This is a genomic window from Brevundimonas staleyi (assembly GCF_041893865.1).
GTDB lineage: Bacteria > Pseudomonadota > Alphaproteobacteria > Caulobacterales > Caulobacteraceae > Brevundimonas > Brevundimonas staleyi.
The window spans coordinates 3,926,306-3,939,459 of record NZ_CP169082.1; the positions used below are offsets into that span (position 1 = coordinate 3,926,306).

The following is a 13,154-nucleotide window of genomic DNA, read 5'->3' on the forward strand; positions in this document are numbered from 1 at the left end:
CCCTCCCCCTCGGGGGAGGGTGGTCGGAGCGAAGCGGAGACCGGGTGGGGGCGGCCAGGCAAGGCCCCACCGACCCCAATCCCCACCGCCCGTCGCCACGTCGCCCTGCCGCCCCCACCCGGTCGCTGCGCGACGCCCCTCCCCCAGGTGGGAGGGAGACGTCTCGTCTTTCTCCCGAACAATGGTCTATTGAACCCCAATGTCCCCCCGCTCTCCCGCCTTCATGATCCTGTTCGTCGTCAGCCTGATCGCGACGGCGGGGAACATGGGGCTGCAGTCGGTGCTGCCGGCCATCGGGCGGGAGTTCCATCTGTCCGACACCCTGGTCGCCGGGGCCTTCGCCATCTCGGCCCTGATGTGGACCCTGGCCTCGCCGGTCTGGGCGCGCTGGTCCGACAAGCTGGGACGCAAGAAGGTCATCCTGATCGGTCTGGGCGGGTTCGTCGTCTCCATGACCGGCTTCGGCCTGGCCGCCACCTCGGGCATCGAGGGCTGGCTGGGCGCCCTGTTCGCCTTCGTCCTGATGGCCACGGCCCGGACCATATACGGCGTCTTCGGCTCGGCCTCGCCCATCGCGTCGCAAGCCTATGTGGCCGACCGTACCAGCCCCGAACAGCGGACCCAGGCCATGTCGCTGCTGGCCTCCGCCCAAGGCCTCGGCACCGTCATCGGGCCGGTCCTGTCGCCCTTCTTCATCCTGCCGCTCGTGGGGCTGGCGGGGCCCATGTATGTCTATGCGATCTTCGGCCTGATCGTCCTGATCGTGGTCTGGAAGAAGCTGCCCTCGGGCGACGTCGTCCGCCAGCCCTCGCCCAGCGGCCATCGCGGCGACAAGGGTCTGTGGCGCGATCCGCGCGTGCGGGACTACCTGCTCTACGGCCTCCTGATCGTCAGCGCCCAGGCGGTGAACATCTCGGTCCTGGGCTTCCACATCATCGACGAGATGGCGGCCACGGGTCTGGCCGCGCGTCAGGCCCAGCCCTTCATCGGCGTGGCCATGTTCGCCGGCGCCGCCGCCACCCTGATGGTCCAGTGGGGGCTGATCCCCCTCCTGAAGATGCAACCGCGCGAGCTGATGCGCTGGGGCGCTGCCCTCGCCCTACTCGGCAACCTCATGAGCATCGTCGCCCCCGGCTATTTCGGCGTGGTCGTCGGTTACGCCGTCGTCTCCATGGGCGTCGGCTTCGCCCGACCGGGCTTCACCGCCGGGTCGTCCATCGCCGTGAAGCCGCACGAACAGGGTGCGGTCGCCGGCCTGATGATGTCGATCGCGGGCCTCGGTTTCCTGATCCCGCCGGTCGTGGGCGTGGCCCTCTACGAGTTCGTCGAATGGGGCGCCTTCGCCGGCAATGCGATCCTTCTGGCCATCGCCCTGGGCCTGGCCTTCCTCAGCCCGGTGCTGCGCTTCGACCCGACGCCGGGCGCGGAGGACAATCCCGCCCCCGACGCCCCGCCCGCCTCCCAGCCGGGACCAGAGGGGAATCGATAGAGTTCGTTGGTCGCCCAAGCCCCCTCGGGCTCAAGTAGCGAGACGCCGCGCGTCGAGCGGTAGCCCCCAACAAGCAACGAGCCGCCTTGCTTCAAGGCGGCGAGCTTGCGAAATCATCTCCATGAATTTCAAGATCGAGAAACGCATCGGCGTCCGCGCCACCTCCGAGCGGATCTGGGAGGTCATCGCCGACCTGCCCGGCTGGGATCGCTGGAACCCGGTCGAGACGGGCGTGACTGGCGCCATCTCGTTCGGCGGCACGATCAACCTGACCGAACGGATCGAGGGTCTGCCCGAGCGTCAGGTCGCGGGCCGCGTCGCCGACTGGCAGCCGCACGCCCAGCTGGTCTGGACCGAGAAGCGCGGCTTCCTGTTCAACGTCATCCGCTACTACGAGATCGAGCAGCTGGAGCCCGGATCCTGCATCGTCGCCAACGGCTTCATCTTCTCCGGCTTCATGGGAGAGGGCTTCCACGACAAGCACAAAAGAGCGATCCGCACCGCCTGCGAGACCATCGCCGAGGCGCTGAAGACGGCCTCCGAAGCCGACTAGGGTCCGTACTCAATAAGGTCTGGCGGTGAGTTTGGCGTTCTGATTCAAGGCTTCTGGAAGGGAGCCTTGGATGCGGAAGCTTTACTGGCTGGACGACGAAGCTTGGGCGCGGATCGAGCCGCACCTTCCGACGGGACGGCGAGGGGCGCGCAGGGTCGATGATCGCCGCGTGTTGTCGGGCATCGTGCACATGCTGCAGTCAGGCGCGCGCTGGCGGGACTGCCCGCCGGAGTACGGGCCATACACGACGGTCTACAACCGCTTCAATCGCTGGAGCCGGCAGGGCGTTTGGCACGACATCTTCAAGGCCCTGACCGGCCACAGCGGCATCTACTCCTCGGCCGCCATCGACAGCACCTCGGTCAAGGCCCATCGCTCGGCGGCGGGCGCAAAAGGGGGGGCTTCGTCCAGGGCATAGGCCGCTCCAGAGGCGGCCGCACGACCAAGATCCACGGCCTCGTGGACGATCGAGGGCGACCCCGTGTGCTGTTGCTCAGCGCCGGCAACACCAACGACATCACCATGGCCCACGCCCTGATCGAGGCGGCCGGACCGTTCGCAAGGCTGCTGGCGGACCGCGGCTACGACGCCGATCACCTCCGAAGGCGACTGGCCGAACGACGCGCCGAGGCCGTCATCCCGACCACGACCTCGCGCAAGCGGCCCATCCCCTACGACGTCGTCGCCTACCGACAGAGGAACACCGTCGAACGCCTATGGGCCAGGCTCAAGGACTTCAGGCGTATCGCGACACGCTACGACAAACTCGCCGCGAACTTCCTCTCCAGCGTCCTCATCGCCGCCACCGTCGCCTATTGGGCCAAATGAGTCCGGACCCTAGGCCTTATTGCTGCTCGCTGGGCAGCTGGCGGCCTTCGCTGCTCGACATCGTGTCCTGGATCTGGATGATCGCCGGACCCAGGATGACGGTGAACAGCACCGGCAGGAAGAACAGGATCATCGGCACGGTCAGCTGGGCCGGCAGGGCCGCGGCCTTCTTCTCCGCCGCCGACAGACGCAGCTCGCGGTTCTCCTTGGCCATGGTCCGGAGCGCCGACCCCAGGGGCGTGCCGTATTGCTCGGCCTGGACCATGGCGGTGGCGACCGACCGGACGCCCGGATGGTTGGTCCGCTTGGCCAGCCCTTCGTAGGCCATCCGCCGCTCGGGCAGATAGCTGAGTTCGGCCGACAACAGGGCCAGTTCCTCGGCCAGGGCGATGGAGGTCGATCCGATCTCCTGCGACACCTTGGTGATCGCCGCCTCGATGGACATGCCCGCCTCGACGCAGATCAGCATCAGGTCCAGCGCGTCGGGGAAGGCCTCCATGATCGACTGCTTGCGCTTGGCGATCACGTTCTGGAGGAAGATGTTCGGCCCGTAGAAGCCGGCCACCGCCGCCCCCATCATCACCGCCAGCCGCATCATGATCGGCAGGCCGAAGTCGTTGATGAAGGTCAGGTACAGCGCCGCCACGAAGAACAGGATGAACGGCATGGCGAAGCGGAAGAAGTAGAAGGTCGTCAGCGGACGCGGACCCCGGAACCCGGCCTGGGTCATCTGCTCGGCGACCTTGGGGTCCTCCAGCATCTTGGTCAGGTTCAGCCGGTCCACGACCGTCTTCTTGAACCCGTCGTCGGTGTGGCGAAGACCGCCCTGTCCGCTGGTGATGGCCTGACGCGAACGGCGCTTCAGTTCGTCGCGCCGGGCGGCCACGGCCTTCATCCGGGTTTCCAGCTTCACCCCGCTGGTCATCCCGCCGAGCAGGGTCAGCACCGTGGCGAAGACCAGCAGAGCGACGATCCCGCTCATCAGGTTCACCGGATCGACGATGGCGCGCATGATGGATTCCACGACGCCCTCCTAGAACTTGAACGAGATCATGCGCTTCATCACGAAGATGCCGATCGCCATCCAGGTCCCCCCGACCAGAAGCATGATCTGGCCGCGGAAGTCGGTGAACATCAGCGTCATGTAGCTGGGGGTGAAGATCGAAACCATGATCATGACCACCGGCGGCATCGAGCCGATGATGCCGGCCGAGGCGATGGCTTCGGACGACAAGGCCTTGATCTTCTCGCCCATCAGACGCCGGGCGCGCAGCACGGTCGACAGGTTGCTCAGCGCCTCGGCCAGGTTGCCGCCGGTCTTCTGCTGGATGGCGATGACGATGGAAAAGAACTTCAGCTCCGGCGTCGGCATCCGCTCGTACATCTTGTCCAGCGCCTGACTGAGGGTCAGGCCCACGCCCAACCCCTCGACCAGCTTCTGGAACTCGGGCCCCAGGGGCGCCGGGCTCTCCTTGCCGATGATCTTGAAACAGTCGTGGACCGGCAGGCCGGTCTTGATGCCGCGCACGATCACGTCGACGGCGTTGGCGAACTCGGCCGAGAATTTCTTCATCCGGCTCTTGCCCATGAAGCCCACGACCCAGCGCGGCAGGCCCAGGCCCGCCACCAGACCGGCGCCCAGGGCGACGAAGACGTTGGGACCGAACAGGAAGGCCAGCAGGAAGACCACCACGCCCAGCGACACGCTGATGATGGCGAAGGTCCTGATCGTCATGGTCAGGCCGGCGTGCTTCAGCTTGGCCGCCATGGTCATCCGGGCCTTGCGGTCCTGACGCTCGGCCTCCTTCAGCTGGAGCTCGATGCTCTTGCGGCGCGCCTCGGGCGTATTGGCCTCGGCCTTGGCCGCCTTGGCCTTGGCCGAGCGGGCGGCCGGGGTGGTGAAGCCCTCGGCGCGTTTCAGGGCCTGGCTGGAGGAATCGTCGCCGCCGACGAAGGCCCAGCCCAGACCGCCGATGGTGATGAAGGCGAGGATCGCTGCGAGAATGGGAAGCATCGCCCTACTCCGCCGCGTCCAGGGCTTCGGCCAGTTCGCGCTCCAGCCCGTAATAGCGGGCGCGGTCCCAGAAGCGGGGACGGGCGATGCCGGTCGAGCGGTGACGGCCGACGATCTTGCCGTTCTCGTCCTCGCCCGTGATCTCGTAGATGAACAGGTCCTGGGTCACGATCACGTCGCCTTCCAGACCCACCACCTCGGTGATGTGGGTGATGCGGCGCGAACCATCACGCAGGCGGGCCGCCTGGATGATGACGTCGACCGAGCCGACGATCATCTCGCGGATGGTTTTCGACGGAAGGCCGTAGCCGCCCATGGTGATCATGGACTCCATCCGGCTGATGGCCTCGCGCGGCGAGTTGGCGTGCAGCGTCCCCATCGAGCCGTCGTGGCCGGTGTTCATCGCCTGCAACAGGTCGAAGGCCTCGGGTCCGCGCACCTCGCCGACGATGATCCGCTCGGGGCGCATCCGCAGGCAGTTCTTGACCAGATCCCGCATGGTGATCGTGCCCTGGCCCTCGAGATTGGGCGGGCGGGTTTCCAGACGGACCACGTGCGGCTGTTGCAGCTGCAGTTCGGCGGCGTCCTCGCAGGTGATGACGCGTTCGGTCGGGTCGATGAAGGCGGTCAGGGTGTTCAGCAGCGTCGTCTTGCCCGAACCCGTGCCGCCCGAGATGACGATGTTGCAGCGGCAGGCGCCGATGACGCCCAGAACCCGCGCCCCTTCCGGGCTGATGGAGGCGAACTCCACCAGGTTCTTCATCGTCAGCTTGTCTTTCTTGAACTTCCGGATCGTCAGGGTCGCGCCGTCGATGGCCAGGGGCGGGGCGATGACGTTGACGCGGGAGCCGTCCGGCAGACGGGCGTCGCAGATCGGGGAGCTTTCGTCCACGCGGCGGCCGACCTGCGACACGATCCGCTGGCAGATGTTCATCAGCTGGGTGTTGTCGCGGAAACGGACGTTGGTCAGCTGGACCTTGCCGTTCACTTCGATGAACACGCGTCCGGCGCCGTTGACCATGATGTCGGCGATGTCGTCGCGGTTCAGCAGCGGCTCCAGCGGGCCGTAGCCGAGGACGTCGTTGACGATGTCCTGGACCAGGTGCTCCTGCTCGGCCACCGACATGGAGACGTTCTTGATCGCCACCAGTTCGGCGACGATGTCGCGAATCTCTTCCGACGCCGCCTTCGTATCGAGCTGGGCCAGCTGGGCCAGGTCGATGGTGTTCATCAGGGCGTTGAAGATCGTGGTCTTGGTGGCGTGGTAGTAGTCGCTCTGCTCGCGCACGATCTCGGCGACGGCCTGGGCCTTCTTCAGCTGTTCGAAGCCAGCGGTCGCCTTGGGCCCGGGACCGGCGCTGGGCGCCGGGGCGGCGGCCGTCTTCGGCCGGGCGGCGAGCGCGTCCAGACGGTCGGCGGCGGGCGAGGCCGGAGCGGAAGCCGGGCGGCCCGAGCTGTGGGCGAAGGCGTTCTCGGGCTCAGGCGCATCCGCGTTGAAGGCGAAGGCCTGGGTCTGCGTGCCCTGCTGGGGCTGTGCGGGGAAGGCGTCGTCGAAGTCAGCCTGGGGCTGAGGCGCGGGCGCGGGACGCGGCTCCGTCGCCACGCCGCCGCCGGGCTGGGATGTGCGCTTGCCGAACACCCGTCAGGACTTCTTCTTGAAGAGGCCCGAGAACATCGACCTGGATTCGCCTTTCGGCGCCTTGCCGGGCGCGGCGATCATCGGCAGCTCGCGACGCGAGACGATCTGGGCCAGGGTCTGGAAGGCGTCGGACGCCTTGGACTTGGCCGCCGCGTCCAGGATCATCTGGCCGTTGTTGGCCGCCGCGCCGAACAGCTTGGCGTCGAAGGGGATCGACAGGCTGGGGTGAACGCCCAGGGCCGCGCCGAAGTCCTTGGCCGGGATTTCCGGACGACCGGGCACGCCCACCTGGTTCAGCACCAGGCGCGGCGGGGCGTCGTTCGGACGGCCCGAGCGGATCAGGTCGATCATGTTCTTGGCGTTGCGCAGGCTGGCCAGATCCGGCGTCGCCACGACCACCACCTCATCGGCCGAGATCAGGGTCTTCCGCATCCAGCCGGTCCAGATGTGCGGCAGGTCCAGCACCACGAAGGGCGCCGTGCCGCGGATCTGGCTGGTCACCTCCTCGAAGGCGTCCGGCGAGATGTCCCAGTCGGTGTCCAGCGTCGCGGGCGCCGCGAACAGCGACAGCTTGTCGGTGCAGCGGACCATCATCCGGTCCAGCAGAACCGCATCCAGACGGTCGGGCTGGCCCAGGGCCTCGGCGATGCCCGACAGCGGGTCCTGGTTGAAGTCGAGGCCGGCCGTGCCGAACGGCAGGTCGTAGTCGACGATGACCGTGTTGGCGCCGATCCGCTCGGACATCGCATAGGCGGTGTTGTGCGCGACGGACGAGGCCCCCGCCCCGCCGCGAGCGCCCACGAAGGCGATGGAGCGGCCGACGAACGGCTGGGCTGGATCGGAGAACAGCCCCCCGATGGCCGCGATCAGCTGCAACGGCTGGACCGGGGCGACCAGATATTCCGAAACCCCGCGCTTCATCAGCTCGCGGAACAGGATGATGTCGTTGGTCGCACCGATGACGACGACCTTGGTGCCCGCGTCGCAGACCTCGGCCAGACGGTCGACCTGCCACAGGAGGGTCTGCGGATCCTCCATGCACTCGACGATGATCAGGGGCGGGGTCGGCTCGTGGGCATAGGCTTCCAGAGCGCCCGGAATGCCGCCGACGCGGATCTGGGTCGTGGCGCGCGACATGCGCCGGTCCTGGCCCGCGCGTTCCGCGGCGGCCAGGGTGTCCTGACGCTCGCCGAAGACGTGGATGGCGATGCGCGGAACGGTGACCTCGTTCTGCAGCCCGCCCAGCTGGGGCGTCAGGGCGGCGGTGGCGACCGCCGTCAGATCTCCGACCGGATTGTAGCCGGCGGGCGCGCCGACTGCTGCGGCGGGCAGGCCGCCCGGATGGGCCACGACGGCGCCCGCGGGCGCGGTCGGAACACCGGCCGGGGCGGTGAACTGCAAGGGCTCGCGCGGATTGATGTCCCCGCCCGCCACCGGGGCGGCGGCCGGCATGAAGTCCAGGTCCGCGTCGAACTCGTCGTCGAGTTCGTCGAAGGGGCGTGAGGCGAAGGCGTTGGTCATGGCCGGTCAGTCCACCGCATTCGAAACGCGGCCGTCGGCGACCATCTGTTCGCGGTTGGCCGAGGTCTGGTCGCCTGCTCGATACTTGTCGAAGACGACCGAGCGGCGAGCGGCGCTGCCCGGCTCCATCGTGCGCGGCCGGACGATGTCGCGCGGATCGGCGATCTGGGCGGCCAGGTTGGCGTTCACGGCGCAGCCGAAGTTGGCGTAGCCCGCGTTGGCGCCGGTGCGGCCCAGGTTGGTCCAGCTGGTCCCGCACTGGGGCACGGCGGCCCGCACGGTGTCGAAGCCGACCAGCACCGGCGCGCGGGGATCGGGGGCGACATAGGTCACCAGCCGCACCTGATAGGGCGGCACGCCCTGGGCTTCCAGCGCGCCCTTGATGGCCCAGGCGGCGCTGGACGAGGCCGGGTCGTCGCCCGACGGCGCCTCGACCGTCAGCATTGGCGCACCCTCGGCGGCGAAGCGATTAACCATGTCGGCCAGGGCCCGGTTCTGGTTGTCCGACAAACCGTTCTCGTGAACGGCGAAGGCCACGCGCTCGATGCCCGGCTCGACCTGCAGGGCGAAACGCGAGGTGGGGGTCAGGGGGATCGGGCCGGAACCGGCGGCGCCGCCGCAGGCCGCCAGGGGCGCGGCCAGAAGGACCGCCGAGGCGAACACGATCAGGGAAGAACGGGTCATGGCGACGCTCACTCGATCACATAGCCGACGGGCCCCTGCCAACCGGCCGAGGGCGACGCGGTCGGGGCGGGGGAGCCGTAGGCCTGGTTCAGTTGGCCGAAGAAGATGGTCTGGGCGTCGTTGGCGATACGCAGGCCGTCGGCGGGCGTCTGCATCCGGCCGGGCGAGGTCGGGCTGACGATATAGGGCTCCACGATCATCACCAGTTCGGTCTCGCCCGACAGATAGTCGCGCGACCGGAACAGTCCGCCGAGCACCGGCAGGTTGGTGACGCCCGGCAGGGAATCGACCGTCTGGCGGGTGCTTTCCTGCAGGAGGCCGGCGATCATCATCGAGCCGCCGGAGGGAATCTCGACCGTCGTCGCCGACCGCCGCACGCCCAGGCCCGGCAGGGTCAGGGCCGAGGGCGTGCCTGCGCCCACCGTCAGGCCGCCGCCCTGCTGAAGCTCGGAGACCTCCATGGAGACCTGCAACGAGATATTGCCGCCGGACAGGACGACGGGGCGGAAGGCCAGGCTGACGCCATAGGGCTTGTATTGGATGGTGATGTTGCCGTCGCGGTCGCGGCCGACCGGGATCGGGAACTCGCCGCCGGCCAGGAAGCTGGCGCTCTCGCCGTTCACCGCCGACAGGTTGGGCTCCGCCAGGGTGCGGATCAGGCCGACCCGCTCGAACGCCTGCAGACAGGCGCCGACGTTGTTGCCGGTGACGGCGCTGTAGGTGCTGCTGGCGACGTTCTGGACCAGGTTGGTCAGCAGGTTGCCGGTGTTGCCGGTGATCGTCGAACCGATGACGCTGACCAGGCTGCTGGCGACCGTCGACCCCAAGGTGCCCGACACCGCGTTCGACAGGCTGGTGCCGGACACGGTGCTGCGCAGATATTCCGCCGCCAGCTCGCCGCTCAGGGTGATGGTGTTGCCGTTGTAGTCGACCACCTGGATCGTGTTCGGCGCCGCGCCCGTGAACGTGATGGTCCGACCGTCCGACGTGGTCAGCGTGGTGCCGCTGCTGTTCGACGTCGTGTTCGTGATTGTGTTGGTGCTGTTGTTCGACGTGGTGTTGGTGTTGGTGTTCGACGTGTTCGACCCGCTGGTCGTCTGATTGTTCGTCGAGGACGTGTTGCTGTAGTTGGTCGTGCGGGCGCGGTCTTGGTTGAAGCAGGCGCCGCCGCCGCCCATGGCCTGGCCGTTGGCGCCCCAGGTGTTCCCCCGACCGAAGCTGACCGACTGGTTGCCCGAGTTGAAGACCACGTCCGAGGACATGCCCAGTTGCTTGATGGCGTTGCGCTGAACCTCGACGACCCGAACCTTCAGGGTGACCTGATCCGATCCGGCGACGCTGAGCATGTTCAGCACCTTTTCCGGGGCCGAGACGAAGGCGCGGGCGACCGAGACGACGCGGTCGGCCTCTGCGGCGCTGGTCACCAGTCCGGTCAGGATGATGCTGTCGTTGACCGCCTCGGCGTGGACCTGCGATCCCGGCGCCATGCGGCTGAGGGTGTCCTGCAGCGCCGAGGTGCCGGCGTCGACGCGCACGCGCAGCGTCAGGATGGCGCGACCGGCGGCGTCCAGGAAGACGGCGTCCGTCTCGCCCGGTGCGATGCCGATGACGGTGATGCGGCGCGGCGAATGGACATTGGCCTCGGCGACGGCCGGGTTGGAGACGATCACGTCCCGCGCATCGGCGGGCAGGTCGACGGCGAAGGAGGTGCCGCGCGGCAGATTGACCAGTCGCGGACCGGATCCGGCGGCGACGGTCTGGCGCGCGCCATAGGTCTGGGCCGTCACGGGCGCGGCGGCCCCGGCGGCGACCAGGCCCGCACAGGCCAGGGCGATGACGGTCTTCAGGGTCGGGCGGGTCACGGAGGCGCTCATGGGATGCTCACCACTTCGGGCTCTCCGCCGCGGAAGACGCGCACCTCGGACGGGCGGGGGGGAGCGGCGGCGGCGCGCGCCGGACCCACCCGGCCCGAGGGACCGGCGGTGTCGGCATAGGACCGCAGCGTCAGGGACAGGGTGCCGGCCGCCTTGGCCAGAGCCAGGGTCTCGGTGTCGCCCGGCGCGATCTCCAGGGTGGCGGTGGCGCCGACCACGGCCTGCTGGTCGTCCGCCGCGCGGGTCGACTGGTCGATGGCCAGGACCTTGACGTTTTGCAGCACCAGCCGACTGGCGAACTTGACCCGGTTGGTCTCGGTGGCCGTGTTGTTGTTGTCCAGTTCGACCGTGACGATCACGTCGACCCGGTCGCCCGGCAGGATGAAGCCCCCGGCGGCGGTCTCGGTCGAGACGGCGACGGCCATGGCCCGCATGCCCGGCTCCAGATAGGCGGCCATATAGCCGCTGTCCCCGGCCCGCACGATCTTGCGGCCGATGATGGGCTCTCCGGCCAGGATCGGTTCGCGCACGACCGATCCGAAATATTCCGACTTGGCGCCCCCGCCGGCCAGTTCGGTGGCGGCGCGGGTGACGCGGGCGACGGCGCCCTCGGCCTTGCCGTCCGCGGGGGCGGCGGCGGCCTCGGCGGCCGGGACGGGCACGGAGCCGTCGGTGATGAAGGCCGGATTGACCTCGTCCACCGGCCAGTCCTTCCACTCCAGATCGGCGTCGGTCAGACGCTGGCCGGGGGCCAGATCGCGAGCGGCGACCAGCACCTTGGCCATGGGGCGCGGCGGCTCGGCCGGGGCGGCGGCGGCCACGGCGGCGGGCTCGCCCGAGGACGATCCCATGGCGCGCACGACCAGGGCCAGGCCGAGGGCGGCCACGGCGGCGATGCAGATGACGGCGATACGGGCGGGCTTCATCGACGGTCTCCGGCGAGACCAAGCGCGAATCGTGACGCGGGCGGTCTACCGTTAACGACCATGCCGGGCGCGGGTTAACGCGACCCTAAACGCCCTTTGTACGCTAGCCGGCGGCGAAGGCCTGGAGCAGGGCGCTGGCCGGAAAGGCCATCAGGGCGCCGGCGCAGATGGCGATGCCGTAGGGGATGTCGCCCTTGGGCTCCAAGAGGGTGTGAACCCAGGTCGGACCGCCGACGACATGATGGGCGAAGTCGCGGCGCGCGACGATCAGGCCCACCGACAGCACGCCGCCGAAGATCGCCGTCCAGAGAATGAAGGGGAAGGAGGCCGACGGCCCCAGCCACAGACAGGCCGCGGCGATCAGCTTGGCGTCGCCCCCGCCGATGATGCGGAAGGCGAAGAGGCCCATCCCGACCAGAAGGGCGACGAAGGCCACCGCGCCGTGCAGCCCCACCACGCCCAGCGGCAGACCCACCACCAGGGCGGCGGGGAAGAAGCCGAGGATCAGGGAGCCCGACAGCCAGTTCGGGATCTTCATCGTCGTCAGGTCCGACAGGGCGGCCGCGATGACCAGTCCGGGCAGGATGCTGAGGATGACCAGAGAAACGATGTCCATGCCGTCATCCTGCACAGGCCGGGTTAAATCCGCGTTGCCGGTCGGAAGGATCCGACTCCGCGAAAACCATCGGCGCAAAGACAAAGGGCCGGCGCGTTTCCGCGCCGGCCCCCCGTTTTCAAGACCCGTAGAGGGCTTAGGCGAGCTTGTCCGAAACCGCCTTGAAGGTGCTTTGCAGCTTGGTGCCGACCGTGGTGACGGCGCCGATGATGACGACGGCGATCAGGGCCGCGATCAGGCCGTACTCGATGGCGGTGGCGCCGGACTCGTCCTGGACGAAACGCGAAACGAACTTGGTCATGGTGTTCTTCCTTTTGAAATCTGTGAAGCGAGCTAACGAGTGGCTGGGAGGCTCGGTCGCCCGCTTTCCCCCAAACGCAGGAGCATAATCGCCCGGATCGGTTAAAGGCGGGCTAGAAGGCGTGGTTACCGTCCCGTTTACTGTAAAAAGTCGCTCCAAGACGCTTTCGACCCAGCAAACACGGGCGCGACGGCCTTCCTGATCTCAGACTTTAGAGTTTGTAGAGGTTTCCGGCCGATGTTCGCGCCTCGCCCTCGCGCGCGCCCGTTCAGGATTTCAAGGAAACACGACCATGGCCGGATCGATCGCCGCCCGCCTCCGCCCCGCCCTCGTGGCCGGCCTTCTGCTGGTCGCGGGCGCCGTGCAGGCCCAGACCCTGAACGTCGAGATCGATCGCTCGACCCGGATCGGCCTGACGGGTTCGGCCGCTTCCGTCATCGTCGGCAACCCGGCCATCGCCGATGTCACCGTGGTGGACGCCAACACCCTGTTCGTCACCGGCAAGGGCTACGGCGTGACCGAGGTCGTCGCCGTGGACGGCGTGGGCCGCACCATCTTCCAGGGCGAGATCGTCGTCACCGGCGGCTCGACCGGCTCGGTTCGCGTGTGGCGCGGCGCCCAGGCGACCGAAATGGCCTGCGCCGCCTCCTGCGCCCCCAGCATCCGCAACACGACGACCGCCCCGACGCCCTGACGATGGCGCTCCTCT

At 68.4% G+C, this 13,154-nt stretch carries 12 protein-coding genes and 1 pseudogene; 4 read left to right on the forward strand and 9 right to left on the reverse strand.

Features of this window, described 5'->3' with window-relative positions:
- Positions 1-199: 199 nt before the first annotated feature.
- The 3 genes and pseudogenes from ACETK8_RS19675 (at position 200) to ACETK8_RS19685 (ending at position 2,870) form a co-directional block, all read left to right on the forward strand.
- Positions 200-1,489 (forward strand): MFS transporter, encoded by a 1,290-nt coding sequence (locus ACETK8_RS19675; protein WP_374037517.1) that lies wholly within the window; start codon positions 200-202, stop codon positions 1,487-1,489.
- A 121-nt stretch (positions 1,490-1,610) separates the two neighbouring features.
- The gene (locus ACETK8_RS19680; RefSeq protein WP_374037518.1) at positions 1,611-2,042 is read left to right on the forward strand and encodes an SRPBCC family protein; all 432 of its coding nucleotides are present in this window, start codon (positions 1,611-1,613) and stop codon (positions 2,040-2,042) included.
- Between the two features lie 70 nt (positions 2,043-2,112).
- Positions 2,113-2,870: pseudogene (locus tag ACETK8_RS19685) on the forward strand (IS5 family transposase).
- A 16-nt stretch (positions 2,871-2,886) separates the two neighbouring features.
- Here the strand turns inward: ACETK8_RS19685 and ACETK8_RS19690 are convergent.
- The 9 genes from ACETK8_RS19690 to ACETK8_RS19730 form a co-directional block, all read right to left on the reverse strand.
- On the reverse strand, positions 2,887-3,882 hold the full coding sequence (locus ACETK8_RS19690) for a type II secretion system F family protein (protein WP_374039438.1): 996 nt from the start codon (positions 3,880-3,882) through the stop codon (positions 2,887-2,889).
- Between the two features lie 21 nt (positions 3,883-3,903).
- The gene (locus ACETK8_RS19695; RefSeq protein WP_374037519.1) at positions 3,904-4,884 is read right to left on the reverse strand and encodes a type II secretion system F family protein; all 981 of its coding nucleotides are present in this window, start codon (positions 4,882-4,884) and stop codon (positions 3,904-3,906) included.
- Between the two features lie 4 nt (positions 4,885-4,888).
- A complete protein-coding gene (locus tag ACETK8_RS19700; protein WP_374037520.1) occupies positions 4,889-6,523 on the reverse strand; it encodes a CpaF family protein in 1,635 nt (544 codons plus the stop codon).
- A 3-nt stretch (positions 6,524-6,526) separates the two neighbouring features.
- On the reverse strand, positions 6,527-8,044 hold the full coding sequence (locus ACETK8_RS19705; protein ID WP_374037521.1) for an AAA family ATPase: 1,518 nt from the start codon (positions 8,042-8,044) through the stop codon (positions 6,527-6,529).
- A 6-nt stretch (positions 8,045-8,050) separates the two neighbouring features.
- The gene (locus ACETK8_RS19710) at positions 8,051-8,728 is read right to left on the reverse strand and encodes a CpaD family pilus assembly protein (RefSeq protein WP_374037522.1); all 678 of its coding nucleotides are present in this window, start codon (positions 8,726-8,728) and stop codon (positions 8,051-8,053) included.
- An 8-nt stretch (positions 8,729-8,736) separates the two neighbouring features.
- Positions 8,737-10,602 carry a type II and III secretion system protein family protein gene (locus tag ACETK8_RS19715; RefSeq protein ID WP_374037523.1) on the reverse strand — a complete coding sequence of 622 codons (1,866 nt, stop codon included), beginning with the start codon at positions 10,600-10,602 and terminating at the stop codon, positions 8,737-8,739.
- Positions 10,599-11,528, reverse strand: a complete 930-nt coding sequence (gene cpaB, locus ACETK8_RS19720) for a Flp pilus assembly protein CpaB (RefSeq protein WP_374037524.1) — start codon at positions 11,526-11,528, stop codon at positions 10,599-10,601. The genes ACETK8_RS19715 and cpaB overlap by 4 nt, the downstream gene beginning before the upstream one ends.
- A gap of 103 nt (positions 11,529-11,631) precedes the next feature.
- Complete coding sequence (locus ACETK8_RS19725) at positions 11,632-12,144, reverse strand: A24 family peptidase (protein WP_374037525.1); 513 nt, start codon at positions 12,142-12,144, stop codon at positions 11,632-11,634.
- Positions 12,145-12,280: 136 nt separating this feature from the next.
- Complete coding sequence (locus ACETK8_RS19730; RefSeq protein ID WP_374037526.1) at positions 12,281-12,445, reverse strand: Flp family type IVb pilin; 165 nt, start codon at positions 12,443-12,445, stop codon at positions 12,281-12,283.
- 292 nt (positions 12,446-12,737) lie between these two features.
- Here ACETK8_RS19730 and ACETK8_RS19735 point away from each other — a divergent pair, with 292 nt between their 5' ends.
- On the forward strand, positions 12,738-13,139 hold the full coding sequence (locus ACETK8_RS19735; protein WP_374037527.1) for a pilus assembly protein N-terminal domain-containing protein: 402 nt from the start codon (positions 12,738-12,740) through the stop codon (positions 13,137-13,139).
- Positions 13,140-13,154: the final 15 nt, after the last annotated feature.

What these genes read in the sequence shown, in the direction of transcription:
- ACETK8_RS19675 (WP_374037517.1), top strand. Translation starts at nt 200, where the DNA reads ATGTCCCCCCGCTCTCCCGCCTTCATGATCCTGTTCGTCGTCAGCCTG.
- ACETK8_RS19680 (WP_374037518.1), top strand. Translation starts at nt 1,611, where the DNA reads ATGAATTTCAAGATCGAGAAACGCATCGGCGTCCGCGCCACCTCCGAG.
- ACETK8_RS19690 (WP_374039438.1), bottom strand. Translation starts at nt 3,882, where the DNA reads ATGCGCGCCATCGTCGATCCGGTGAACCTGATGAGCGGGATCGTCGCT.
- ACETK8_RS19695 (WP_374037519.1), bottom strand. Translation starts at nt 4,884, where the DNA reads ATGCTTCCCATTCTCGCAGCGATCCTCGCCTTCATCACCATCGGCGGT.
- ACETK8_RS19705 (WP_374037521.1), bottom strand. Translation starts at nt 8,044, where the DNA reads ATGACCAACGCCTTCGCCTCACGCCCCTTCGACGAACTCGACGACGAG.
- ACETK8_RS19710 (WP_374037522.1), bottom strand. Translation starts at nt 8,728, where the DNA reads ATGACCCGTTCTTCCCTGATCGTGTTCGCCTCGGCGGTCCTTCTGGCC.
- ACETK8_RS19715 (WP_374037523.1), bottom strand. Translation starts at nt 10,602, where the DNA reads ATGAGCGCCTCCGTGACCCGCCCGACCCTGAAGACCGTCATCGCCCTG.
- cpaB (WP_374037524.1), bottom strand. Translation starts at nt 11,528, where the DNA reads ATGAAGCCCGCCCGTATCGCCGTCATCTGCATCGCCGCCGTGGCCGCC.
- ACETK8_RS19725 (WP_374037525.1), bottom strand. Translation starts at nt 12,144, where the DNA reads ATGGACATCGTTTCTCTGGTCATCCTCAGCATCCTGCCCGGACTGGTC.
- ACETK8_RS19730 (WP_374037526.1), bottom strand. Translation starts at nt 12,445, where the DNA reads ATGACCAAGTTCGTTTCGCGTTTCGTCCAGGACGAGTCCGGCGCCACC.
- ACETK8_RS19735 (WP_374037527.1), top strand. Translation starts at nt 12,738, where the DNA reads ATGGCCGGATCGATCGCCGCCCGCCTCCGCCCCGCCCTCGTGGCCGGC.